Origin of the sequence: Enterobacter sp. RCC_40, from assembly GCF_041360735.1 — a bacterium.
GTDB classification, from domain to species: Bacteria; Pseudomonadota; Gammaproteobacteria; order Enterobacterales; family Enterobacteriaceae; genus Enterobacter; species Enterobacter ludwigii.
In genome coordinates, this window is the sequence record NZ_JBFUPR010000001.1 from 1,058,179 (window position 1) to 1,082,704 (window position 24,526).

26 protein-coding genes are annotated in these 24,526 nt (G+C 55.4%); 9 read left to right on the forward strand and 17 right to left on the reverse strand.

Annotated elements, in window-relative coordinates; all coding sequences use genetic code 11:
* Positions 1–73: 73 nt before the first annotated feature.
* Entirely contained in the window at positions 74–1,462 is a 1,389-nt protein-coding gene (sad, locus tag AB6731_RS04965) for a succinate-semialdehyde dehydrogenase (protein ID WP_063156406.1), read from the reverse strand.
* 99 nt (positions 1,463–1,561) lie between these two features.
* Here sad and AB6731_RS04970 point away from each other — a divergent pair, with 99 nt between their 5' ends.
* The gene (locus tag AB6731_RS04970) at positions 1,562–2,440 is read left to right on the forward strand and encodes a LysR family transcriptional regulator (RefSeq protein ID WP_014170051.1); all 879 of its coding nucleotides are present in this window, start codon (positions 1,562–1,564) and stop codon (positions 2,438–2,440) included.
* Here the strand turns inward: AB6731_RS04970 and AB6731_RS04975 are convergent.
* On the reverse strand, positions 2,394–2,876 hold the full coding sequence (locus AB6731_RS04975) for a GNAT family N-acetyltransferase (protein ID WP_014170050.1): 483 nt from the start codon (positions 2,874–2,876) through the stop codon (positions 2,394–2,396). The genes AB6731_RS04970 and AB6731_RS04975 overlap by 47 nt on opposite strands.
* Positions 2,877–2,937: 61 nt before the next feature.
* A complete protein-coding gene (locus AB6731_RS04980; RefSeq protein ID WP_279258240.1) occupies positions 2,938–3,849 on the reverse strand; it encodes a LysR family transcriptional regulator in 912 nt (303 codons plus the stop codon).
* Between the two features lie 92 nt (positions 3,850–3,941).
* On the opposite strand from AB6731_RS04980, the gene AB6731_RS04985 reads away from it, so the two are divergent.
* Entirely contained in the window at positions 3,942–4,904 is a 963-nt protein-coding gene (locus tag AB6731_RS04985; RefSeq protein WP_219372994.1) for an NmrA/HSCARG family protein, read from the forward strand.
* A gap of 51 nt (positions 4,905–4,955) precedes the next feature.
* On the opposite strand, the gene AB6731_RS04990 is transcribed toward AB6731_RS04985, so the two are convergent.
* A complete protein-coding gene (locus tag AB6731_RS04990) occupies positions 4,956–5,756 on the reverse strand; it encodes a PhzF family phenazine biosynthesis protein (protein ID WP_371005969.1) in 801 nt (266 codons plus the stop codon).
* 27 nt (positions 5,757–5,783) lie between these two features.
* Positions 5,784–6,572: a PhzF family phenazine biosynthesis protein gene (locus tag AB6731_RS04995; RefSeq protein WP_371005971.1), complete on the reverse strand. Its 789-nt coding sequence runs from the start codon at positions 6,570–6,572 to the stop codon at positions 5,784–5,786.
* 177 nt (positions 6,573–6,749) lie between these two features.
* Here AB6731_RS04995 and AB6731_RS05000 point away from each other — a divergent pair, with 177 nt between their 5' ends.
* Positions 6,750–7,946: a sugar transporter gene (locus tag AB6731_RS05000; protein WP_020884157.1), complete on the forward strand. Its 1,197-nt coding sequence runs from the start codon at positions 6,750–6,752 to the stop codon at positions 7,944–7,946.
* Between the two features lie 58 nt (positions 7,947–8,004).
* Here AB6731_RS05000 and AB6731_RS05005 read toward each other — a convergent pair whose 3' ends face one another.
* Positions 8,005–8,670 (reverse strand): MarC family NAAT transporter, encoded by a 666-nt coding sequence (locus tag AB6731_RS05005; protein ID WP_014170045.1) that lies wholly within the window; start codon positions 8,668–8,670, stop codon positions 8,005–8,007.
* 256 nt (positions 8,671–8,926) lie between these two features.
* On the opposite strand from AB6731_RS05005, the gene marR reads away from it, so the two are divergent.
* Genes marR through marB form a run of 3 tightly spaced genes read left to right on the forward strand, consistent with a single transcriptional unit; the run spans position 8,927 to position 10,013 of the window.
* Positions 8,927–9,361, forward strand: coding sequence for a multiple antibiotic resistance transcriptional regulator MarR (gene marR, locus AB6731_RS05010; RefSeq protein ID WP_020884159.1), 435 nt, complete (start codon positions 8,927–8,929; stop codon positions 9,359–9,361).
* 20 nt (positions 9,362–9,381) lie between these two features.
* Positions 9,382–9,762 (forward strand): MDR efflux pump AcrAB transcriptional activator MarA, encoded by a 381-nt coding sequence (marA, locus tag AB6731_RS05015; protein ID WP_008502237.1) that lies wholly within the window; start codon positions 9,382–9,384, stop codon positions 9,760–9,762.
* Between the two features lie 32 nt (positions 9,763–9,794).
* Positions 9,795–10,013, forward strand: coding sequence for a multiple antibiotic resistance protein MarB (gene marB, locus AB6731_RS05020; RefSeq protein ID WP_014170042.1), 219 nt, complete (start codon positions 9,795–9,797; stop codon positions 10,011–10,013).
* A gap of 38 nt (positions 10,014–10,051) precedes the next feature.
* Here the strand turns inward: marB and eamA are convergent, their stop codons facing one another.
* A complete protein-coding gene (eamA, locus tag AB6731_RS05025) occupies positions 10,052–10,951 on the reverse strand; it encodes an O-acetylserine/cysteine exporter (protein WP_020884160.1) in 900 nt (299 codons plus the stop codon).
* A 203-nt stretch (positions 10,952–11,154) separates the two neighbouring features.
* Here eamA and ydeE point away from each other — a divergent pair, with 203 nt between their 5' ends.
* Positions 11,155–12,393, forward strand: a complete 1,239-nt coding sequence (ydeE, locus tag AB6731_RS05030) for an efflux MFS transporter YdeE (RefSeq protein WP_162269664.1) — start codon at positions 11,155–11,157, stop codon at positions 12,391–12,393.
* A gap of 48 nt (positions 12,394–12,441) precedes the next feature.
* Here the strand turns inward: ydeE and zinT are convergent, their stop codons facing one another.
* The 8 genes from zinT to AB6731_RS05070 form a co-directional block, all read right to left on the reverse strand.
* Positions 12,442–13,080, reverse strand: a complete 639-nt coding sequence (gene zinT / locus AB6731_RS05035) for a metal-binding protein ZinT (RefSeq protein ID WP_041162947.1) — start codon at positions 13,078–13,080, stop codon at positions 12,442–12,444.
* 52 nt (positions 13,081–13,132) lie between these two features.
* Positions 13,133–13,831, reverse strand: a complete 699-nt coding sequence (urtE, locus tag AB6731_RS05040) for an urea ABC transporter ATP-binding subunit UrtE (RefSeq protein ID WP_371005972.1) — start codon at positions 13,829–13,831, stop codon at positions 13,133–13,135.
* 9 nt (positions 13,832–13,840) lie between these two features.
* Positions 13,841–14,638 (reverse strand): urea ABC transporter ATP-binding protein UrtD, encoded by a 798-nt coding sequence (urtD, locus tag AB6731_RS05045; RefSeq protein ID WP_063214471.1) that lies wholly within the window; start codon positions 14,636–14,638, stop codon positions 13,841–13,843.
* Positions 14,638–15,711 carry an urea ABC transporter permease subunit UrtC gene (gene urtC / locus AB6731_RS05050; protein ID WP_063924954.1) on the reverse strand — a complete coding sequence of 358 codons (1,074 nt, stop codon included), beginning with the start codon at positions 15,709–15,711 and terminating at the stop codon, positions 14,638–14,640. Before urtC ends, urtD begins: the two co-directional genes overlap by 1 nt.
* Entirely contained in the window at positions 15,711–17,285 is a 1,575-nt protein-coding gene (gene urtB, locus AB6731_RS05055; RefSeq protein ID WP_371005973.1) for an urea ABC transporter permease subunit UrtB, read from the reverse strand. The genes urtC and urtB overlap by 1 nt, the downstream gene beginning before the upstream one ends.
* Before the next feature lie 24 nt (positions 17,286–17,309).
* A complete protein-coding gene (urtA, locus tag AB6731_RS05060; RefSeq protein ID WP_020884166.1) occupies positions 17,310–18,581 on the reverse strand; it encodes an urea ABC transporter substrate-binding protein in 1,272 nt (423 codons plus the stop codon).
* Positions 18,582–18,784: 203 nt separating this feature from the next.
* On the reverse strand, positions 18,785–19,888 hold the full coding sequence (locus AB6731_RS05065) for a cobalamin-independent methionine synthase II family protein (RefSeq protein WP_113656209.1): 1,104 nt from the start codon (positions 19,886–19,888) through the stop codon (positions 18,785–18,787).
* A gap of 156 nt (positions 19,889–20,044) precedes the next feature.
* Positions 20,045–20,458: a rhodanese-like domain-containing protein gene (locus tag AB6731_RS05070; RefSeq protein WP_020884168.1), complete on the reverse strand. Its 414-nt coding sequence runs from the start codon at positions 20,456–20,458 to the stop codon at positions 20,045–20,047.
* Positions 20,459–20,531: 73 nt separating this feature from the next.
* On the opposite strand from AB6731_RS05070, the gene ftrA reads away from it, so the two are divergent.
* Complete coding sequence (ftrA, locus tag AB6731_RS05075; protein ID WP_032670382.1) at positions 20,532–21,533, forward strand: transcriptional regulator FtrA; 1,002 nt, start codon at positions 20,532–20,534, stop codon at positions 21,531–21,533.
* Positions 21,534–21,691: 158 nt separating this feature from the next.
* Here the strand turns inward: ftrA and AB6731_RS05080 are convergent, their stop codons facing one another.
* Positions 21,692–22,054: a hypothetical protein gene (locus AB6731_RS05080; RefSeq protein WP_014170029.1), complete on the reverse strand. Its 363-nt coding sequence runs from the start codon at positions 22,052–22,054 to the stop codon at positions 21,692–21,694.
* Positions 22,055–22,296: 242 nt separating this feature from the next.
* Here AB6731_RS05080 and AB6731_RS05085 point away from each other — a divergent pair, with 242 nt between their 5' ends.
* Positions 22,297–22,527: a DUF2554 family protein gene (locus tag AB6731_RS05085; protein ID WP_025204219.1), complete on the forward strand. Its 231-nt coding sequence runs from the start codon at positions 22,297–22,299 to the stop codon at positions 22,525–22,527.
* Here the strand turns inward: AB6731_RS05085 and AB6731_RS05090 are convergent, their stop codons facing one another.
* On the reverse strand, positions 22,528–24,492 hold the full coding sequence (locus tag AB6731_RS05090; protein WP_014170027.1) for a U32 family peptidase: 1,965 nt from the start codon (positions 24,490–24,492) through the stop codon (positions 22,528–22,530).
* Positions 24,493–24,526 lie beyond the last annotated feature (34 nt).

Sequence of the window (24,526 nt, forward strand, 5' to 3'; positions counted from 1 at the left end):
AAACGAAAATGACAGAACCATTGCAGGAAAATGACAACGGCCTTCGTGCTGAAGGCCGTTATCGGAGAGCGAACTAGACTCTGTTCTTCCATACCGTCTGCACGTTACAGAACTCGTGCAGACCGAAGTGGGAAAGCTCACGACCAAAACCGCTCTTCTTCACGCCGCCAAAGGCCACGCGCGCATCGCTGGCGCTGAAACCATTGATGAACACCCCACCGCACTCCAGCTCACGGGAGAATTTCTCCGCCAGCGTATCGTTCGCGGTAAAGACGGTTGCGGACAGACCAAAGTCGCTGTCGTTAGCCAGCTGCAGCGCGTGCTCCGCGTCTTTCGCAACGCTAACCGCCGCAACCGGACCAAACAGCTCCTGACGAAATGCCGTCATGCTGGCAGTGACATTACCCAGCACGGTCGGTGCATAGTAGTTACCTTCACCGGCAACTTTCTCCCCGCCAAGCAGCAGCGTGGCGCCTTCGGCCAGCGTGGCCTGCACCTGCTGATGCAGTTCATCGCGCAGGTCAAATCGCGCCATCGGGCCAATAAAGTTTTCTTCGCGATCCGGCGTCCCCATCTTCAGGGCTGCCGTCGCCTCGACAAAACGCTGGGTGAAAGCATCAGCGATGCCCTCTTCCACAATAAAGCGCTTAGCGGCGGCGCAAACCTGTCCGGTATTCTGATAACGTCCGGCCACGGCTGCTTTCACCGCCAGATCCAAATCAGCATCATTGAGCACAATAAACGGATCTGAACCGCCCAGCTCCAGAACGCATTTCTTCAGTGCTGCCCCCGCCTGCGCACCAATCGCCGCCCCCGCGCGCACGCTGCCGGTTACGGTTACAGCGGCAATGCGACGGTCGTTGATCGCCTGGCTCACGCCCTCATTCGTGGCATTCACCCAGCCAAAGACACCCTGCGGAAAACCGGCGTCAGCAAACACCTGCGCAATAAGGTCAGCCGAGCCGAGTACGTTTGGCGCGTGCTTGAGCAGATAGCTGTTCCCGGCCAGCAGGATGGGTACCGCGCCACGCAGTACCTGCCAGAGCGGGAAGTTCCACGGCATGACGGCAAGAACAGGTCCCAGCGGCCGGTATTCAATCACCGCGTTCTGGTTTTCTACCAGGGTCGGTTCGGGCTGCAGCATTGCCGGGCCGTGTTCCGCATACCAGTCGCAGAGGCTGGCGGATTTTGCCACTTCAGCACGCGCCTGCAAAATAGGTTTGCCCATCTCACGGGAGATCATTCGTGCCATCTCGTCTGCACGGTTGCGCAGCGCGCTGGCGAGATCGCGCAGCTTTTGCGCCCGGTCTGAAACGCTTACGCGTCTCCACTGACGAAAACCGGCATCAGCCTGCGCAATTGCGCGTTCAACGTCGTCGGTGCTCGCCCACGGATACGCCGCAAGCGTCTCACCGGTGGCTGGGTTAACAGAGAGGGCATGTGTAGCAGAGGAATAAGTCATGATGGTCTCCACGTAATAACGGTTGATTCATTGTGGCGCACTCTGCTATTTCTTAAAAATGAATAATACTAACCACCTTGTTCACGAATCGAGAATGGTATGGACTTAACTCAGCTTGAAATGTTTAACGCCGTGGCGCTCACCGGCAGCATCACCCAGGCGGCGCAAAAGGTGCATCGCGTTCCGTCGAACCTGACCACCCGCATCCGCCAGCTGGAGGCCGATCTTGGCGTTGAGCTGTTTATTCGTGAGAACCAGCGTTTACGTTTATCCCCTGCCGGGCATAACTTCCTGCGCTACAGCAAGCAGATCCTGGCGCTGGTCGATGAGGCACGAATGGTCGTCGCCGGTGATGAACCGCAGGGATTATTTGCGCTTGGTGCGCTGGAGAGTACCGCCGCCGTGCGTATTCCGGAAAGCCTGGCGCAGTTTAACCAGCGCTATCCACGTATCCAGTTTGCCCTCTCTACCGGACCGTCCGGCACAATGATTGACGGCGTACTGGAGGGAACCTTAAGCGCCGCGTTTGTCGACGGCCCCCTTTCGCATCCGGAACTGGAAGGCATGCCGGTTTACCGGGAAGAGATGATGCTGGTCACGCCCGCCGGGCATGCAGAAGTGGCACGCGCCACGCAGGTAAGCGGCAGTGACGTCTACGCCTTTCGCGCAAACTGTTCGTATCGCCGACATCTGGAAAGCTGGTTTCACGCCGACAGAGCCACGCCCGGGCGTATTCATGAGATGGAGTCTTATCACGGCATGCTCGCCTGCGTCATCGCGGGCGCCGGTATCGCGCTGATGCCTCGTTCGATGCTGGAAAGTATGCCAGGCCACCATCAGGTGGAAGCCTGGCCGCTGGCAGAAAACTGGCGCTGGCTTACCACCTGGCTGGTCTGGCGCCGCGGGGCTATGACCCGCCCGCTGGAGGCTTTTATAGCGCTGCTAAACGAACGTCAACCACCAGTGCCTTCTCCATAAATAGGCTCAGCGGGTCATCAACATACGGCGGAAACGCCGGACGTTGCTCATAGCCGCACTGCTCATACAGACGGACGGCGGCATGTTGCCGGATGCCCGTCTCCAGGCGAAGCGTGTGGCAGTGACGGCTCAGGGCTTCATCTTCCAGCGCCGCCAGCAGCATCTCGCCGAGATGTTGCCCGCGATGAGCCGGATCGATATACACCCGTTTCATTTCACCGGTCCCGTCGCCGTTGAGCACCACGGCACCACACCCGACGGCATGAAGCTGCCGGTCCCGAATAATCATCAGGATCAGCGAGGCTGTCGGCAGTTCGGTCAGATCGAGCAGGTGGTTACTTTCAGCGGGATAGAGTTCGCTCTGATAGCGGTCAAGCGCGGCAATCAGATGCAAAATATCAGGGTGATGTGCAGATTCAGCGGTAATGGAATACATGGCGGGCTCCTTGTTGTTTTTATTTCAACATAGCGCAGCCCTGCACACGTGCTTCATACCGTTAACTTATATCAGCATTGCCGTTCAGGCTGACGAGGGTATTCCTTAACCAGCGGTGTCCGGCGTGGTTATGGCTGCGTTCATGCCAGATAAGACTGACGTCAAACGTCTCTTTCAGCCAGGGGAGTTCCACCACGGTGAGCGGGTTAACGGTTCCCATAATTAATCGTCGGGGCACCAGTGCTACCAGATGGCTCATCTGCACCATGCCGGGAACAAACAGAAATGATGCCGCAGACACCGCAACCTTACGTTGCAACCCTGACTCCGCCAGCATGACATCCATCGGCGTGGTAAAACCGCCCCCCGAGGGGGACACGATAATATGCTCAAGTTTTGCGAACGCTTCCATTGTCAGTTGGTCGTTCAGTTCAGGATGCTGAGGGCGCCCGATAAGCACGTACGATTCGTCATAGAGATATTGCGTTCTGAGCTGCGCCTGAGCAGGGTCTGGCGTGGCTATGGCAGCATCAACATCGCCTGAGCTCAGTTGATGGGCCAGCTGATGCGGATCGTAATTCCTGACAGCAATACGCACGCCGGGGGCAATCTCTTGCAGGGTCACAATCAGCGGCATAATAACCGCGGCCTGCACGTAATCAGTACAGGCCAGAGAGACCGTTAGCGAATCGTGCAGCGGATCAAAGTCCTCATGTGATTGCAGCGTATCCCGTATTTTTGCCAGCGCCCCACCAAGCGTCGCCATCAGCTCAAGAGCTTTGGGGGTTGGCGTCATCCCCCTGCGCCCCGGGATCAATAACGGATCGTTAAACATCCCCCTCAGCCGGTTAAGCTGCGCGCTGACGGCAGGCTGGCTAAGACAAAGCCGGCTGGCGGCCCTGGTGACATTTTGCTCCGCGACCAGCGCTTCCAGAGTCAGCAGCAGGTTTACGTCAGGCTTTTTGGTATTCATAGGGTGGATATCATGTAAGAAATAAATCGATTTCACGCTCGCCGTCCGCATTCCGATAATGCACTACCGCAACAACACAGAGCGAGAATGAAATGTCGTATGATAAAAAACCACTCATAACAGTTTTTGGTGCCACCAGTAAACAAGGACGTAGCGTAACCACAACCCTGCTGCAAAGTGGGCGCTATCGGGTGCGCGCCTTAACGCAAAACACGGACTCTCCTGCGGCGAAACAGCTGGCGGAACGGGGTGCTGAACTGAGACAAATCACCCTTCAGACGGGCAATGATGCGCATCTGATCGGGGCGTTTGCCGAGTCAGACGGGGCGTTCCTGATGACACCGGGTTTCATCCCCGTATCGACGCAGATGCCAACGGGTGAAACGGCGCTGGGCTACAGGCTTGCAGATGCCGCCGTCAACGCCGGGGTAAAACACCTTGTCTTCAGCAGTCTGGAAAACGTCGAGAGAATAACGGGCGGAACTCTATGGGCTCCTCATTTCAGCGATAAGGGCCGAATTGAGGAGTACATCCGCACACTCCCCGTCAGCGCGTCGTTTATTCAACTGGCGTTCTTTTACACCAATCTGGCCGAATATTATCCGCCGCGTAAAGAAGGCGACGAGCTGATCTTTCCCCTCTATCTCCCGGAAGACGTTCGGGCGCCCTTTGTCGATCCGCTCACGGCAACCGGCCCTGCGGTGCTTGAGATGTTCGATAACCCCGAACACTACAACGGCATGACGTTACCCGTTGTCGGTGAGTGTCTTTCGCCGAGTGAGATGGTGGAAACCTTCACGGAGGTCACCGGCATAAAAGCCCGGTATCGCTCAGCCTACACGCGAGAAGCACTCCTTAACCACTTCCCCGATTTCGCAGACAACGCGGCACTGGTCAGTGAAATTACCGGCATGACGGAATATGCCGTGAACTACGGCTATTACGGAAAAGACCGGGATCTCACCTGGAGCAGAACCATAAACCCTGCCACCTTAACGTGGCGTGAATTTCTGATTACGTCTGGCTGGCAGGGGGAAAAACGAACGTTTGATTAACGCAAGCCACCGTCATTCCCGATGATGAAATGACGGTGGCCCATTCCTGGCTTACATCGCCTGGCGTAGATAGATATGCCCTTTCAGATACAGGGTGGCCTGACCGCCGATTAACACCCGGTCCCCCGCCAGTTCACAGCGTAAATCCCCGCCCCGTCGCGAGACCTGGCGCGCGTTCAGCACGGTTTTGCCCAGCTTATCGCTCCAGTAGGGAATCAACATGCTGTGAGTGGACCCCGTGACCGGATCTTCCGGCACCCCTTCTCCCGGACAGAAGAAGCGGCTGACGAAGTCATATTCATCGCCCGGTGCCGTGACGCAGACCATCTTATCCAGCGGAATCATTGCTGAGATATCCGGCGTAAGGGCCTCTACCTGCTGCTGGTTCTCCAGCACCACCATGTAGTCGCGCCTGACACGCACCTCTTTTGCCCGCTCAATGCCCAGCGCGCTCAACAGCAGCGCTGGCGGATTATCGACGACCTCCGTCGGCCAGGCCGGGAAGTTGAGCGTCAACCAGTCACCGCTGCGTTTTACCGTCAGCTCGCCGACGAAACGGGTGGTGAAGGTGATTTCCGTGTGTGGATAATCAAGGTATTCGAAAATGACATGCGATGCCGCCAGTGTGGCATGTCCACACAGGTTAATTTCGTCAAGGGTAGTAAACCAGCGCAGCTCGAATCCGCCGTCAGTGCGTACGAAAAAGGCCGTCTCAGACTGATTGTGCTGTTGCGCCATGTTGAGCAGCGTCTCGTCCGGCAGCCACTCTTCCAGGGGGCAAACCGCCGCTGCGTTGCCGCCAAACGCCCTGTCGCTGAAGGCATCGACCAGATAGAAATCAATTTCCTGCATTGTCTCTTCCTCTTTTGTTATGGTTATTTAGCGCAGAAAGACGGTGCCTTTCAGATACAGCGAGGCCTGCCCGCTCATCAGCACGCGTGAACCTTTCAGTTCGCAGCGCATATCACCGCCACGCGCCGACACCTGGCGGGCAAACATCGCTGTTTTACCCAGTTTTTCACTCCAGTAGGGAATAAGCATTGTATGCGCGGATCCGGTGACCGGATCTTCCCAGACGGCAACTCCCGGTGAGAAAAAGCGGCTCACAAAATCATAATCCCCCTCTCCCCGCGCCGTCACGCTGACCTTATGTTCGCCAGGCGTCATTGCCGAGATATTCGGCGCAAGCGCCTCAACCTGCTGGCGGTTTTCCAGAACCACCACCCAGGCTCGCCCCTTACGGGCTTCTACGTAATGGCCGATCCCCAGCGCCGCAAGCATCGCCGGCGGGGGCGTCTCTTCCTGCGTCGGGCATGCCGGGAAGTCCAGCGTCATCCAGTCCCCTTCCCGGCTAACCGTCAGCTGGCCAGAGGCGGTATCAAAGTGGATACGCGAGTCAGGATAGTTGAGTTCATTAAACAGGACGTACGCGGCTGCCAGTGTGGCATGTCCGCAAAGGTTGACTTCGGTAAGGGTGGTAAACCAGCGTAACTCAATTCCCGCTTTACTGCAGACGAAAAACGCCGTTTCCGACTGATTATGCTGCTGTGCCATTCTGAGCAGTGTCTCATCAGGCAACCATGCGTCTAACGGGCACACGGCCGCCGGGTTTCCACCAAAAGAGGCATTGCTGAACGCATCTACCAGATAAAAATCAATCTCCTGCATTGTCTTACCGCCTGTTTTTGTTGTGATGTTCTTTTATATTCAATGAAAACCATGCCCCCGGCTACCGCTTTTACCAGGTGAATTTTGAGATCTGCATCACATAATGGTTGAGTTTTCGCCGGTTGACGTTTTAAGATCGTCTCCTCTTCTTTTCAGCAACGAATCTCCGACATCGCTATGACAACGAACACAGTTACCCGCAGAGTCGCGTGGCTACGCGTGGTCACGCTGGCAATTGCCGCGTTTATTTTTAATACCACAGAATTTGTTCCGGTTGGGCTGTTGTCTGACATCGCTGAAAGTTTCCAGATGGAAACCGCGCAGGTGGGCATTATGTTGACCATCTATGCCTGGGTGGTGGCACTGATGTCACTGCCGTTTATGCTGCTGACCAGCCAGATGGAACGGCGGAAGCTGCTGATCGGCCTGTTTGCCCTGTTTATCGTCAGCCACGTCCTGTCGTTTCTGGCGTGGAACTTTACGGTGCTGGTCATCAGCCGCGTCGGTATCGCCTTTGCCCATGCCGTATTCTGGTCGATCACCGCGTCACTGGCCATCCGCCTGGCACCTGCGGGTAAACGCGCGCAGGCGCTGAGCCTGATAGCCACCGGCACGGCACTGGCTATGGTCCTGGGCCTGCCGATTGGCCGTATCGTTGGGCAATACTTTGGCTGGCGAACCACGTTCTTCGCTATCGGCATGGGGGCAATGATCACCCTGGTCTGCCTGATTAAACTGCTGCCGAAGCTGCCAAGCGAACACTCCGGCTCGCTGAAAAGCCTGCCGCTGTTAATGCGTCGTCCGGCATTGCTGAGTATCTATTTGCTGACGGTCATTGTGGTCACGGCACATTACACCGCCTACAGCTATATTGAGCCGTTCGTTCAGGTCGTGGCCGGCTTTAGCGCCAACTTTGCCACCGTTCTGCTGTTGATCCTGGGGGGCGCGGGCATTATTGGCAGTATTCTGTTTGGTAAGCTCGGCAATCAGCACGCGTCGGCGCTGGTCAGTAGCGCCATTGGTTTACTGCTGGCGTGCCTGGTGTTACTCATGCCAGCGGCGGGCAGCGAGGGGCATCTGGCCGTCCTGAGCCTGTTCTGGGGAGTGGCGATCATGATTATCGGTCTGGGTATGCAGGTGAAGGTGCTGGCCCTCGCGCCGGACGCAACGGATGTGGCGATGTCACTGTTCTCGGGGATTTTCAATCTTGGTATTGGCGCGGGCGCGCTGCTGGGAAATCAGATTAGCCTTCACGTGTCGATGTCGGCGATTGGCTATCTGGGTGCCATTCCGGCACTGGTGGCGCTCATCTGGTCCCTGCTCATCTTCCGTAAATGGCCGGTCGCACTGGAAGAACAGGCCCATCACGGGTAGACCGCAGTCAACGTAAAACGGCAACCGAGGTTGCCGTTTTGCATTACCGGGCGGGTGATTAATGGTACGTCTTAATAATCTCCAGCACGCCGTTGATAATAAACTGCACGCCCATACACACCAGTAAGAAGCCCATCAGGCGGGAAATCGCCTCAATACCGCCCTTACCGACCCAGCGCATGATCGCGCCTGAACTGCGCAAGGATGCCCATACGATGATACCAATCAGTGCAAAAATCAGCGGGGGCGCAACCGTGATGACCCAGTCCGGGAAGGTCGAACCATCCCGCACCGTTGACGCGGAGCTGATGATCATCGCAATTGTTCCTGGTCCCGCCGTACTTGGCATCGCCAGCGGGACAAAAGCAATATTCGCGCTGGGCTCGGTTTCCAGCTCTTCGGATTTGCTTTTGGCCTCAGGTGACTCATGCGCTTTCTGCGCAGGGAACAGCATACGGAACCCGATGAAGGCGACAATCAGTCCGCCGGCAATACGCAGACCCGGGATAGAGATTCCGAAGGTGTTCATCACCAGCTGTCCGGCGTAGTAAGCCACCATCATGATGGCAAACACATAGACCGAGGCCATCATCGACTGATGGTTACGCTCGGCGCTGTTCATGTTCCCTGCCAGCCCCAGGAAGAGCGCAACCGTCGTTAGCGGGTTAGCCAACGGCAGCAATACCACCAGCCCCAGACCAATTGCTTTAATCAAATCCAACATAGTGCGTCGTTGTCCTTATCCATGTTTATCACCGCAATTATAGGGTGAAAGTGTGACGTTCAGCCATTCGCTCAACGTAACGATTATTTACGGTCATTAACGATAACCCTTCGTTATCTATTTGAATTGAAAGCATGCAAAAAAAGTTCATGAAACGTTTTAGCAATTCGTGGCATCCGCTGATCCATTCAGTTGACTTATACTTGCCTGAGCAATAATATCTGCCGTGACTAAACTACTTGCCAGGGCAACCATTGTGAAAAGCACCAGTGATCTCTTTAACGACATTATTCCGCTGGGTCGTCTTATTCATATGGTTAACCAGAAAAAAGATCGCCTGCTCAATGACTATCTGTCACCGCTGGATATCACCGCCACGCAGTTTAAAGTGCTGTGCTCCATTCGCTGCGAAGTGTGTATCACGCCGGTTGAGCTGAAAAAGGTGCTCTCTGTCGATCTGGGTGCGCTAACCCGCATGCTCGATCGTCTCGTTTGCAAAGGATGGATAGAACGAAGCCCTAACCCGAATGACAAACGCGGCGTCCTGGTGAAACTCACCAGCGATGGCGCGGCTATGTGCGAGCAATGTCATCAACTAGTAGGACAAACACTGCATCAGGAACTAACAAAAAACTTAACGGCAGATGAAGTGGCAACGCTTGAGCTTTTGCTTAAGAAAATACTGCCGTAAACAGAAAAAGAGGTATGACGATGTCCAGACGCAATACTGACGCTATTACTATTCATAGCATTTTGGACTGGATCGAAGATAACCTGGAATCGCCGCTCTCCCTTGAAAAAGTGTCAGAGCGTTCAGGTTACTCCAAATGGCACCTGCAACGGATGTTCAAAAAAGAGACCGGCCATTCATTAGGTCAATATATTCGCAGCCGCAAGCTGACGGAAATTGCCCAGAAGCTGAAAGAAAGCAATGAGCCGATCCTTTATCTGGCGGAACGTTACGGTTTTGAATCACAGCAAACCCTGACGCGTACGTTTAAGAACTACTTCGACGTGCCGCCTCACAAATACCGTATTACCAGCGTGCCGGGTGAATCCCGATACCTGTATCCACTAAAACATTGTAGTTAATCATCGCCTGTAAAGACGTAACCGAGGAAATCATGAAAGTTACAGCCTCCGCCGCCCTCGCCTTGCTGGTGCTGTTTTCCAGCCAGACCTTCGCGGAGCAAACCCCTCGTGCAACGCAGCAAAATAATCGTGACACGATGATTTTGCCGTCAGCACATGACCAGTCACCTTATGACTTCAACCACATGGGTGCTGGTAGTGACAAATCCGACGAGTTAGGCGTGCCTTATTATAATCAGCACAGCTTCTGATTCGTTTTTGCCCCGCGGATGCGGGGCTTTTTTTATGCCTATCCTCTTGCCCGCGTTACCCGACGCACGCGCAAACCAAACACGTTGATGTACAGCCCGGCCATGATCAGCACGGCCCCCAGCAGCTGCAGCGCACTCAGCTTTTCATCGAGCAACAGCGCGGCGCTGGCCAACCCTACCACCGGAACCAGCAGGGATAACGGCGCCACGCGCCAGGTTTCGTAGCGACCCAGCAGCGATCCCCAGATCCCGTAACCAATAATGGTGGCCACAAACGCCAGGTAGATCAGCGATAAAATGGTGGTGAGATCGATTTCCACCAGGCTTTTCAGCATCACGTCCGGCCCATCAAAAATGAGCGCCGCAACCATAAACGGAACAATGGGGATCAAGGCGCTCCAGACCACCAGCGACATCACCTTCGGGCGCGCCTCATGCTGCATAATCAGCTTGTTGAAGATATTCCCGCAGGCCCAGCTCAGTCCTGCCGCCAGCGTTAACATAAAGCCCAGTAACGCCACGTGCTGCCCGTTCAGGCTGGCTTCTATCAGCACCAGCACGCCGAACACCGCAAGGGTGATCCCCGCCAGCTGTTTACCCTGCAGACGCTCGCCAAAGACAAACGCCCCGAGAATGATGGTAAAGAACGCCTGAGCCTGTAACACCAGAGAAGCCAGACCGGCGGGCATCCCGAACTTAATGGCGCAGAACAGAAACGCGAACTGGCCAAAGCTGATGGTCAGGCCGTATCCCAGTAAGAGTCTGAACGGAATTTTCGGGCGCGCGACAAAGAAGAGCGCCGGGAAGGCCACCAGCAGAAAACGCAAACCGGCCAGCATGAGTGGGGGCATGTTATGCAACCCAAGCTTGATGACCACAAAATTCAGACCCCATACGATGACCACCAGCAACGCCAGCAGCCCGTCTTTTCGCGTCATACTCTGCCCCTGAATAATTAAATTTTTGTAAACACTTCAAGGTAACGAAAAAAACATGCCACGAGAAGATCATTATTTCTGGCAGTCAACTGAAGCACTTACGGATAAATTAGGTGCTATACAAGCCTCTTATGTCGTGATACTCCTGATATATACCTAAAATAATACACGTTGCAGGATGGCGGCGAGCAAGCGCGGCCAGAATCTCTGCGGCTCAAAAAAAACAAACGCAATTGTCTGGCAGGAATATGAAACCATCACTCAGGCGCTCAACCGCAGCGCTGCTGGCGTCGTCGTTATTATTAACCATTGGTCGTGGGGCAACGCTGCCGTTTATGACCATCTATCTCACGCGTGTATTTAATATGAGCGTTGAGAATATTGGCTATGCCCTGACCATTGCGCTTACCGTCGGTGTGGTATTCAGTATGGGGTTTGGCATCCTCGCCGATAAGTTTGATAAAAAGCGCTACATGCTGATTTCTATCGTCGCCTTTATTGCCGGGTTTGTTGCTATCCCGCTGGTGGATAACGTCACGCTGGTGGTGCTCTTCTTTTCCCTGATTAACTGCGCCTATTCGGTATTTTCAACGGTGCTGAAGGCCTGGTTTGCCGATGTGCTAACCTCGAGCCAAAAAGCGCGCGTTTTCTCGCTAAACTATAGCTTCCTGAACATTGGTTGGACGATCGGGCCGCCGGTGGGCACCTTACTGGTGATGTACAGCCTGCAGCTGCCGTTCTGGCTGGCCGCTTTTTGTGCCGCATTGCCGCTCGGTTTTATCCATTTCTTCGTGCAAAAAAGCGTTGCGCTCGATGCCACCGAAGAGAAAATGCCGTGGCAACCGTCTGTACTGCTTAAAGACCGCGCCCTCTTCTGGTACACCCTTTCCGGCCTGCTGGCGTCGTATGTGGGCGGGTCATTCGCCAGCTGTATTTCGCAGTACGTGTTGGCTGCGAATGCCGACAGCAACTTTGCGCAAAACGTGGTCGCCGTGGTGCTGCCGGTTAATGCTGCGGTGGTCGTCACCCTGCAATACGTTATCGGTCGCAAGATCTCCGCCACCAATATACGTCCGCTGATGACGGTGGGAACTCTCTTCTTCGTCCTGGGTCTGGGCGGTTTTATGCTCTCCGGGGAAAACCTGGTCTACTGGGGCATTGCGGCAGCGGTGTTTACGCTGGGTGAGATTATCTATGCACCGGGCGAATATATGCTGATCGACAATATTGCCCCGCCGGGTATGAAAGCGAGTTACTTCTCTGCCCAGGCGCTGGGCTGGCTTGGGGCGGCGGCAAACCCGATGATCACCGGTATTATCCTTACCAACCTGCCGCACTGGTCATTGTTTGCGATCATGATGGTTGCCATCGTGATTGCCTGGCTGATGATTTTGCGTGGGATGAGCGTGAAGGCGTGGTGCGAAATGCCGAAAGTGGCTTAAGTCCTCAACGCCGGGCGGCATGACGCCCACCCGGCTTCGGGCAGGCCATTAATGGTGCAGCATCTCGTCTACCACCTGCTGTTTGTACATTTCGTTCGGGTAGTACGTCGGCCAGTTATCCATCTCTTTTAGCAGCGCCTCGTGGGAGGTGTTGCCCATAAAGATATGGAAATGGGAAGAGGCTTTTGGGGCGATGGTATGGTCGCTGAACTGGACAAACTTCGGCGCCTTGCTGTCCGGATCTTTACACTCGAACAGATAGCGAACCCCTTTCTTACCTGATGCATAAGTCAGGATCTTATAGCCGCTGTAATCATACTGGCAGCGACTGATAGCCTTTCCTTTGTGGAATTCCATCACGTTGTTTTCGATGCCGATAGCCTCAACGTCCGTCGCATACCCTGTGCGATAGTAAGCTTTCACCTCGTCGAAGGATTTTTTATCCTTCTGCGCTTTCTGTTTAAAAACCGGATCCAGCGCGCCATCGAGCAAAAATGGATAGACGGATTGCCATGTCCCATCCCAGTCAGACAGCTTTCTGTCTTTGACGTCTTTATCCTCAAAGACGCCGTTCGCCGCCTTCTGTTCCGCTTCCGTCATCTGATGTCCATGCGAATGGGCAAACAGCTGACCGCTTACCAGCAGCGCCCCCAGAGTCATTGCAAATTTGCCAATATGTGCAGCCAAAACAAACTCCTCACTCCGTTTTATGAGAATGAGGATGTTATAATATAACATTTCAAATCGCAACCAGTCCGCGAACGCCCTCTTGTTCCATTGTATCGCCCCGTCCACGCTGGATGATGGTCCCGCGCGACATCAGCAGATAGCTGTCGGCAAGTTCAGCGGCGAAATCGTAAAACTGCTCTACGAGCAGGATTGCCATATCCCCTCTGTCCGCCAGCTTGCGGATCACCAGGCCTATCTCTTTGATTACCGACGGCTGAATACCTTCCGTGGGTTCATCGAGGATTAACAGCTGTGGCCGGCTCGCCAGAGCGCGACCAATCGCCAGCTGTTGCTGCTGACCGCCGGAGAGATCGCCTCCACGACGATGCTTCATCTCTTTAAGCACCGGGAACAACTGCCAGATATCCTCCGGGACGCGCTTTGCGTCGCGGGCGGGGAAGCGTGACAGCCCGAGCAACAGATTCTCCTCGACCGTTAAGCGTGGAAAAATCTCACGCCCCTGTGGAACATAGGCCACACCGGACTCCACGCGCTGGTGCGGTTTGCTGTGGGTGATTTTTTTTCCCTGCCAGATAATGTCGCCTGTTTTTACCGGGATCAGGCCCATCAGACACTTGAGCAGCGTGGTTTTCCCCACCCCGTTGCGCCCCAGCAGGCAGGTCACTTCACCGGTCGCCGCTTCAAAACTGACCCCGCGCAGAATATGACTGCCGCCGTAATACTGATTCAGTTCGTTCACCTGTAACATGACGGCTCCTTAGCGTCCCAGATAGACTTCTATGACCTGCTCATTGGCCTGCACCTGGCGAAGTGAACCCTCCGCCAGCACGCGTCCCTGGTGCAGTACCGTCACGTGATCGGCAATGGTTTCGACAAAGCCCATATCGTGCTCGACGACCATCAGGGAGTGTTTGCCCGCAAGGGTTCTGAACAGCTCAGCCGTATAGTCGGTCTCCGCGTCGGTCATTCCGGCCGCCGGTTCATCCAGCAACAGCAGATGCGGGTCCTGCACCAGCAGCATGCCAATCTCCAGAAACTGCTTTTGCCCGTGCGAAAGTAGCCCGGCGCGGCGATTGCGCTCGCCGCCAAGCCGCAGCAAGAGCAGCATCTCGTCAATACGGTCCCGCTGCTCGCCGTTGAGTCTGGCCCGCAGGCTCGCCCAGACGGATTTGTCGGTTTTCATCGCAATCTCAAGGTTTTCCCACACCGTGAGCGCTTCAAAGACCGTGGGCTTCTGGAACTTACGTCCGATGCCCTGGCGGGCAATCTCGGCGGGTTCAAGCGCCGTCAGGTCGATGGACTGATCGTACAGCGCTCTGCCGCTTTTAGGCCGCGTTTTGCCGGTAATCACGTCCATTAATGTCGTTTTTCCCGCACCGTTTGGGCCAATCACGCAGCGCAATTCACCCACGCCAATGTTCAGTGAGAGGTCCGTCAGCGCCTGAAAACCATCGAAATTCACGTTGATGGCTTCAAGTTGCAGTACCGGATCGGTCTGGTCGCGATAGCGATCCCCGGGTAACTGGCGGGTAAATAATTCTTCGGCTGGCTGCATTAGTGTTCTCCCTTACGAAACAGACCGTAGACACCGCGCGGTAAAAACAGCGTCACGGCGATGAAAATCAGCCCCAGAAACAGCTGCCAGTATTCCGGCAGGGCAACGGTAAAGACGCTCTTCGCACCGTTCACCAGCGCCGCGCCTATCACCGGGCCGACCAGCGTGCCGCGCCCCCCCAGCGCAACCCAGATGGCCGCTTCAATTGAGTTGGTTGGCGACATTTCACCCGGGTTGATAATGCCCACCTGCGGCACATACAGTGCGCCAGCCAGACCGCAGAGTACGGCTGAAAGTGTCCACACCAGCAGCTTGAAACCGCGGGGATCGTACCCGCAAAACGTCAGGCGGTTTTCGGCGTCACGCACCGCGGTCAGAATGCGACCGAACTTACTTTTCGCCAGCGCGAAGCCTGTGCCCAGCGCTATCAGCAACAGCATCACGGTAGCCAGAAACAGCGCAATACGGGTGGTGGTCGCGGTAACGGAAAACCCGAGCAGCGTGGTAAAACCGGTAAATCCGTTATTCCCGCCAAAGCCGGTTTCATTGCGAAAGAACAGCAACATCCCCGCGTACGTCAGCGCCTGGGTCATGATCGAAAAATAGACCCCTTTGATTTTTGAGCGAAAGGCAAACCAGCCAAACACCAGCGCCAGCATCCCCGGCACCATCACAATTAATACCAGTGCCCAGACAAAGTGCTGCGTCCCCCACCAGAACCATGGCAGTTCGCTCCAGGAGAGAAACGACATAAACGCGGGCAGCCCGTCACCCGCCGCCTGGCGCATCAGGTACATGCCCATCGCATAGCCGCCCAGCGCGAAGAAGATACCGTGGCCCAGGGAGAGCATTCCGGCATAGCCCCACACCAGATCGAGCGCCACGGCGACAATGGCATAGCAGAGGATCTTACCCGTGAGCGTGAGCATCCAGGTCGAGATCGCCAGCGGATGCGTCGAGGGCAGTAAGGCGAAAAACGGTAAAATCAGCAGGCAGGCCACGATCAGGCTACCGGCTATCTGCGTCGTGCGTGGCGCTTTGCGCGCCAGCGTTAAGGTAAGCGGCTGGCTCATCAGTCAGTAACCCTCCCTTTCAGTGCGAATAACCCCTGCGGACGTTTCTGAATAAACAGAATAATCGCCACCAGGATCAGGATTTTGCCCAATACTGCCCCCATTTGCGGTTCGAGAATTTTATTAAAGATCCCCAGCCCAAACGCCGCGGCCACGCTACCTGCCAGTTGACCCACCCCGCCAAGCACCACCACGAGGAACGAGTCGATGATGTAACCCTGGCCCAGTTCTGGCCCAACGTTGCCTAACTGCGATAACGCCACGCCCCCCAGACCCGCAATCCCCGAGCCAAGCCCAAAGGCCAGCATATCGACGCGACCTGTCGGTACCCCGCAGCAGGCCGCCATGCTGCGATTTTGCGTCACTGCGCGCACGTTCAGACCAAGACGGGTTTTGTTCAGAATGAGCCACGTGAAGAACAGCACCAGCAGCACAAAACCCAGTACCACAATGCGGTTCCACGGCAGCGTCAGATTGGCAAACACCTGCACGCCACCGGACAGCCATGTCGGGTTTGCCACCTCCAGGTTCTGGGCGCCAAACGTCATGCGTACCAGCTGAATAATCATCAGGCTAATACCCCATGTCGCCAGCAGCGTTTCCAGTGGTCGGCCATACAAATGACGAATAACGGTACGCTCAAGCACCATCCCGATGCTGGCGGTCACAATAAACGCCACCGGCAGCGCAACGATCGGGTAGAGCGCCAGCCACTGTGGGGCGAGCCCGGCCATCACCTGCTGAACCATCCAGGTGGCGTACGCGCCCAGCATCAGCATCTCCCCGTGGGCCATGTTAATCACCCCCAGCAGGCCGTAGGTAATTGCCAGCCCCAGCGCGGCGAGCAACAGTACCGACCCCAGCGAGAGTCCCATAAACGCCTGACCAAGCAGATCGCCCCACATCAGGCGATGCTCAATCAGTTTCAGACTTTCGGCAGCGGCAGCACGCACGCCAGCATCCGGCTCCGTTGCTGCCTGCGTATACGGCGTCAGCCGGGACTGAACGTCCGGATCGTCTGATTGCCCTAACAGCGCCACAGCGTTCAGGCGCACCGCAGCCTGCGGACTTGCCAGCTGGAGGTTCGCCAGCGCCAGCATCAGCGACTGACGGGCCACATCATCCGTTTCGCTGCTCACCCGTTTTTGCAGGAAATCAAGCATTTCAGGCTGTGCATCCCGCTGGAGTTGACGGGCTGCCGTACGCCTCTCCGTGACACTGTCACTCACGAGCTGATGGGTTGCCATTGCCGTCGCCACCAGATTGCGCAGCCGGTTGGTCAGACGCACGGCTTTGGTTTGGCCTGCTGCGGCTTTTGTTTCACCCAGGGGAACCATTGCCCCCTGGCGTTGTGCAAACGCATGTTTCTGGCTGTCGGTATAGAGACTTTCACTTTGTAGCGCCTGGAGCAGCGGCAACCGTGCCGCCTCCGGCGCGGTTGCCCACTGCGTCAACAGTTCTGCCTGCTGGCTGCGACTGGCGGCCACGAATTGGTCGGCATCCGATGCCTGCACCATCCCTGGCAGCAGTCCGGTAAGCCACACAATAGCGATGATCGTGCGTATGGCGTTCATGACTTTTCTCCCTGCGGTGATAACTTAGTTGCTGGCGGTTTTCATCGGCTGATCGGGCTTTTTGTCATTACCGGCAATGAAGGGACTCCACGGCTGAGCACGCACCGGCTGTTCCGTCTGCCAGACCACATTAAACTGGCCGTTACCTTCAATTTCGCCAATCATGACCGGCTTATGCAGATGGTGGTTGGTGGCATCCATGGTGAGCGTAAAGCCTGAAGGGGCCTTGAAGGACTGACCGGCCATTGCCGCCCGAACTTTATCGACGTCGGTGGTACCTGCTTTTTCAACCGCCTGCGCCCACATGTGGATCCCGACGTAGGTGGCTTCCATCGGGTCGTTGGTGACCACGGTGTCGGCGTTCGGCAATTTGTGTGCCCTGGCATACGCTTTGTAATCCGCCACAAACGCCTGGTTGGTCGGGTTATCAACGGACTCAAAGTAGTTCCACGCCGCCAGGTTGCCCACCAGCGGTTTGGTGTCGATCCCGCGCAGCTCCTCTTCTCCCACGGAGAAGGCTACAACCGGAACATCGGTAGCTTTCAGGCCCTGGTTAGCCAGCTCTTTATAGAACGGAACGTTGGAGTCGCCGTTGATGGTGGAAACCACCGCGGTTTTCCCTCCGGCAGAGAATTTTTTGATACTGGAAACGATTGTCTGGTAATCGCTGTGACCAAACGGGGTGTATACCTCTTCAATGTCTTTGTCTTCCACCCCTTTCGAATGCAGGAAAGCACGCAAGATTTTGTTCGTGGTGCGGGGATAAACGTAGTCGGTGCCTAACAGGAAGAAGCGTTTCGCGCTGCCTCCGTCTTCACTCATCAGGTACTCCACCGCCGGGATAGCCTGCTGGTTTGGCGCGGCACCGGTATAGAAGACGTTAGGTGACATCTCTTCACCCTCATACTGCACCGGGTAGAACAGCAGTCCATTCAGCTCCTCAAACACCGGCAGCACCGATTTGCGCGACACCGACGTCCAGCAACCAAACACCACCGCTACTTTGTCCTGGCTCAACAGCTGGCGCGCTTTTTCGGCAAACAGCGGCCAGTTCGAGGCCGGGTCAACCACTACCGGTTCCAGCTTCTTACCCAGCACGCCCCCTTTGGCGTTGATCTCATCGATGGTCATCAGCGCAACATCTTTAAGCGGCGTTTCGGAAATCGCCATCGTGCCGGAAAGGGAATGCATGATCCCCACCTTGATGGTATCGGCCGCCTGAGCGCCAAAACTCATCCCCATAGCTACGACAGACGCGGACAATGCGAAGGCTTTTAATAAGGTACGACGGTGCATATTTTCACTCCTGAAAAAGAAAGCTGTGCAAAGGCGTCCGTTACGGCGTGGACGCAGAAAATAAAAACGTCAGCTTAGAGAGAGCAAAAAGGATGCCAGGATGGATAAAGCGCTATGACAGGAGAAGTAACGAAGGATGTAAAAAGAACGACTCAGAATGGTACAGCGCTGCACTTTTATAATGCAGCGCTGTGGCGGAGGGTTTACCAGACTTCGCTGGCGATCTGCGTCACCAGGCGGACTTTGTCCCACTGCTGGGTTTCGCTCAGGCTGTTGCCCTCTTCGGTAGAGGCAAATCCGCACTGCGGGCTCAGGCAAATCTGCTCTTTAGCCACGTATTTCGCCGCCTCTTCCAGACGCGCCTTCACCCCTTCCGGGTTCTCCAGCTCGCCATTTTTGGTGGTGATAAGGCCGAGCACCACCTGCTGCTTGCCCGGGCGAACAAAACGCAGTGGCGCAAAATCACCGCTCCGGTCATTGTCGTACTCAAGGAAAAAGGCATCCACGTTGACCGTCCCGAACAGCACTTCAGCCACCGGCTCATAGCCCCCTTCGGAAATCCAGGTTGAACGGAAGTTGCCGCGACAGACATGCAGCCCGATGGTGAGATCGTCCGGCTTGCCCTCCAGTGCCTTATTCAGAACGCGGGCATAAATACGCGCCAGCTCGTCGGCATCGTCACCACGCTCGTGGATCTGACGACGTTGTTCGTCCGAACAGAGATAGGCCCAGACGGTGTCATCCAGTTGCAGATAACGGCAGCCCGCGTCGTAAAACGCCCGGATCGCGTCCCGCCAGGTGGTCGCCAGATCGTCAAAATAGTCCTTCAGATCCGGGTAGACCGTCGCATCAATGTCTTTGCGCCCACCGCGGAAATGCAGCACGCTCGGGCTGGGAATGGTCATCTTCGGCTGAGCATTGCCGCTAATGCTTTTCAGGTAGCGGAAATCCTCCAGCATCGGGTGATCGCCAAAGCCCAGTTTGCCGGTCACGCGCACGCCGTGGGCTTTGGTCTGTACACCGTTGAACTGAATACCCTGCTGAGAATCGTAACGCTCAACACCCTGCAGACCGTCGAAGAAATCAAAGTGCCACCAGGCACGACGAAATTCACCGTCGGTCACCACATGCAAGCCACAGGCGCACTGCTGCTCGACAACATGGCGGATCGCCTCATCCTCAACCGCACGAAGCTGCCCGGCATCAATTTCGCCGCTGGCGAATTTCAGGCGAGCCTGTTTGATGGCATCCGGACGTAAAAAGCTGCCGACTACATCGGCGCGGTATGGGGCATGGTGACGTTGCATGGAAATCTCCTTTATCTGCCGACAATAATTGCCCGCAGTGATAATTCATTATTTGAATCTTTAGACTTCTGGATGTCTAAATGTCCAAAAAAGATGTCATACCTGCCGCCAGCCAGCAAACGAGAAAATTTCACGGGTGTTGAAAAAAATTCATCTTCACAGTGCGGAGAGCGATTCCTGGCTCGCAAACTCAAACTTTTCATCTTCCCAGCCGGTGATCCCACCGAGCATAATTTTCACCGGCAGCCCCAGACGCGCCAGCTTCAGCGCGGCTCTGTCCGCACCGTTGCAGTGAGGCCCGGCGCAATAGACCACAAACAGCGTGCCGTCAGGCCACTGAGCCATGCGTTCGGCGGTGATCTGACGCCACGGCATATGTAGCGCACCGGGAACGTGACGGCGGGTGAACTGCTGCGGGCTCCCGACGACGTGCAGCAGGACGAAATCCTGCTCGTGATTCGTGATGGCATGATGCACATCGGCGCAATCGGTCTCGACGCTCAGGCGGCGCAGAAAATGGGTAACGGCTTCCTGGGGTTCAGCAGCCGGAAATTCAGTAACATAACTCATGATCCTTCCTCATCTTTGGCGTTTGTGTTAACACTACTCTATCCACAAATTCAGCCCGTGAATGCGCTCGCTTATGCCAGAAAACAGCAAAAAGATGACAAACTTAAGACAGATTTCCCGCCCTCAGGTCATTGTGCTGGCGTATGACGGTTTGTGTACCTTTGAGTTTGGCGTGGCAGTGGAAATCTTTGGTCTGCCGCGTCCGGAGCTGGGAGACGAATGGTATCGTTTTGCCGTGGCGGGCGTAGACAGCGGTGAACTTCGGGCGACCGGCGGGATTCGCCTCATCACCGACGGTGATTTAACCCTGCTTGAGACGGCCGACCTGATCGTTGTGCCCGGCTGGCGAGGACTGGATTCACCGGTTCCGCCCGCGCTCTGCGCGGCATTACGTAAGGCCAATGCGCGGGGATGCCAGCTTTTGTCGATCTGTTCCGGCGTGTTTGTTCTTGCCGCTGCCGGGCTGCTGGATGGGCGTAAAGCCACAACGCACTGGCGCTATATTGAGGCGCTTAAGGCCCGGTACCCGGCCATCGAGGTGGTTGAAGATGTACTTTATCAGGACGACGGCGACATTCTCACCTCGGCGGGCAGCGCGGCAGGCATCGATTTATGCCTACACGTAGTCCGGCGGGATTATGGGATGGAAATCGCCAACACCGTAGCGCGTCGTCTGGTCATTCCCCCGCACCGGGATGGCTCACAGCCGCAGCAGCTAAGCCGCCCGGTGGCGCAACTGCGCGAAAGTCAGCGTCTCGGTCAGCTGTTTGATTTTCTGCACACCCATCTTGCCGTATCGCACAGCGTTGATTCACTGGCGCGTCGGGTCGGCATGAGTCAACGCACCTTTCTGCGCCGCTTTCAGGATGCGACCGGCACCACGCCCGCGCGCTGGCTGCTCAATGAGCGCCTGCTGAGGGCAAAAGATTATCTGGAAAGCAGTCGTTTAAGTATCGACAGCATCGCGGAGCAGACCGGATTCGGTCAGGCATCGACCCTGCGTCACCATTTTCGGCAGCAGTTCGCCCTTTCACCGGCCCAGTATCGCAAACACTATTCGCGTCCTGCCCGCTAGTGGCCGGATTGCAGACAAAAAAAACCGCCATAATATGGCGGTAAATGCTTGCATGGATAGATTTGTATTTTGGTCTCTACGTCCCGACACTCCATGGCCGGGCAGCGGATCTCTTACAAACTAACATCCATAGTCTCAATGAAAGGTAAACAGCCTGATTAACCCGCTTTGGTATTGATTTGCAAATAACGCATCAGACCCTGCTCCGCGCTCTGTTTTGCATCATCATTGATGGCTTCCAGATAAAACGAACGCGACACACCATACGGTGCTTTTTCAGACGGATAAACCGCAAACTCGAATGTTTTACCTCTTGCCTGATTGGTGCAGCCTAATTGCCAGCGCTGGTCATCAATTCTGGTGCTATTACAGGCCACGCGTCCGTAATCGCTGGTTAAATATGACCCAACACGCGCTTTCGCGGACTGAATATATTCTGGTTCGTCATTACTAATAGAGTAAATACCTGCACCCGCCCCAACAGCAACCACCAGCAGCGCAAGCGCTATCATTTTTTTCATTTAACAAGACCCATTCCTTAGCCAGAGTTTAACCATTATATAGGATTTATCCTTAAAGCTAGTGGCTAATTACGTACCAGAATTGGCGGTTAACAAACTTGATGCTAATTTTAGGAAAAGTCTCATCACGGCTGTCGCCGCACAGAATTTGACACTCTCTTTGCGCTAATTTGAATTTTTGAATAATTTCCCGAAGAAATTATTGGCATGATAGTCCCGCGATGGCATTCAACGGTGAAATAATGATGAGAAAAGGGTTAACGCTGATATTGCTGGTATGTGGGTTATTTTCAGGTCAGCTGATGGCAGGACATAAAGGCCATGAATATGTGTGGGTAAAGAATGTGGAGCATCAGCTCCGCCATGAAGCGGATAGCGATGAATTACGCAGCGTTGCAGAGGAGTCTGCGGAAGGTTTGCGCGAACACCACCTGTGGCAGAAATCGCGCAAACCGGACACGCACTTTCGGTAATTAATTACCCTTACGCTTCGGCAGGGTTTTCATTAAATCGTCCGGGCTCACGGAGGCCACAACGCTACCCGGCGACGGCATTTTGAAAATATGATTTTTCATCTTGCCAATCACATGCATTTCGCACGGACGGCAGTCAAATTTCAGGGTCAGCACTTCGTCGCCATTTACCAGCTGCATCGGTGTGGCCTTCCAGCTTTTAATATTCCCTTTCGCCTGTTTCGGGCAGAGGTTGAAAGCGAAGCGGAGACAGTGCTTGGTGATCATCACCGGCACGTCGCCCTTCTCTTCATGCGCTTCATAGGCTGCGTCAATCAGCTGTACGCCGTGACGGTGATAGAATTCACGCGCTTTGTGGTTATAGACGTTCGCCAGGAAGGACAAGTGCGTGTCAGGGTAAACCGGCGCAGGAACGGTTTCGGCCTTGCGGCTGCCGCGTGGATAGTTAGCCAGGCGGGCGGCATCCAGCATTTCTGCCGTCTCGCGGCGGAACTGGTTCAGCAGGCTGTTCGGAACAAACAGGGCATCCGGCAGGTTAACGTCGATATGACGCGCGTAGTAAAGGGTCTGCCCCAGCTTCGCCACGCCATCCTTCAGGTTGTTAAGGGCTTTTTCCGCGTTGTTTGCCACCTCGAACAGACCATCAAGCGTATGCGTCACGCTGATACCGTCTTCACAGGTCATGGTCAGGATCAGCTGCTCTTCCCAGCCGCCCAGTTCAATGTCCACCGCGATACGACGTTCGCTCGAGGTTTTCAGCAGCGCCTGCTGCCAGTTGTGGTCAAGGTTACGGTTCAGTGCCGCGTTAGGGCGCGCTTTGTAGAGATCCGCAGGCATCTCGTTTGGCCATACGCGATAGCGATTTTCACCGGTTTTTTCCACCGTATTCGCACGGAAGCCCACCACTTCACGCTTGATCATCACGTTCAGTCCATCGCCGTTGGCCAGCGGCTCGGTCACTTCCACGTCGAGGTGATCTTTTGCCACTTTCAGCACTTCACCCACCGGTAACCCGATAAACTTCGGTGAATCAAACGCACCGATATCCCCTTTACGGGCATTCACAAAGTAGTCAGTGCTGCCGCGGTGGAAAGTTTTGTCCGTTGACGGAATAAAGAAATGCTCGGTACGACCGGCCGACGCACGCGCCAGGTCACCGCGATCTTCAATGATGGCATCCAGCATCTGACGATAGTGAGCGGTGATATTCTTCACGTAGCTCATGTCTTTATAACGCCCTTCAATTTTGAAGGAGCGCACACCGGCGTCAATCAGCGCACCCAGGTTGGCGGTCTGATCGTTATCTTTCATCGAGAGCAGGTGTTTTTCGAACGCCACAACGCGGCCCTGATCGTCTTTCAGGGTATACGGCAGACGACATGCCTGAGAGCAGTCGCCGCGGTTGGCGCTGCGCCCCGTCTGGGCGTGGGAAATATTGCACTGACCAGAATAGGCGACGCACAGCGCGCCGTGGATAAAGAATTCAATGGTTGCGTCGGTCGCCTGGTGAATATCGCGGATCTGGTTCAGGTTCAGCTCACGCGCCAGCACGATCTGGGAAAAACCCACATCAGAAAGAAACTTCGCCTTCTCTACCGTGCGGATATCGCACTGGGTACTGGCATGCAGTTCAATGGGAGGAATATCCAGCTCCAGCACGCCCATATCCTGCACAATCAGGGCATCGACGCCGGTCTGGTAGAGATCGGTAATTAAACGTTGCGCAGGCTCCAGCTCATCATCATGCAGAATCGTGTTCAGGGTCACGAACACTTTCGCCCCAAAGCGATGGGCGAACGGCACCAGTTCAGCAATATCGCTCAGGCTGTTGCTGGCGTTATGGCGGGCACCAAAGCCAGGCCCACCAATGTAGACGGCATCAGCACCATGAAGGATCGCTTCACGGGCGATAGAGGCGTCGCGGGCCGGGCTTAAGAGTTCGAGATGATGGGATTGCAGGCGCATACTTCGTCGTTATCCGTTATGGTCAAAATGGCGG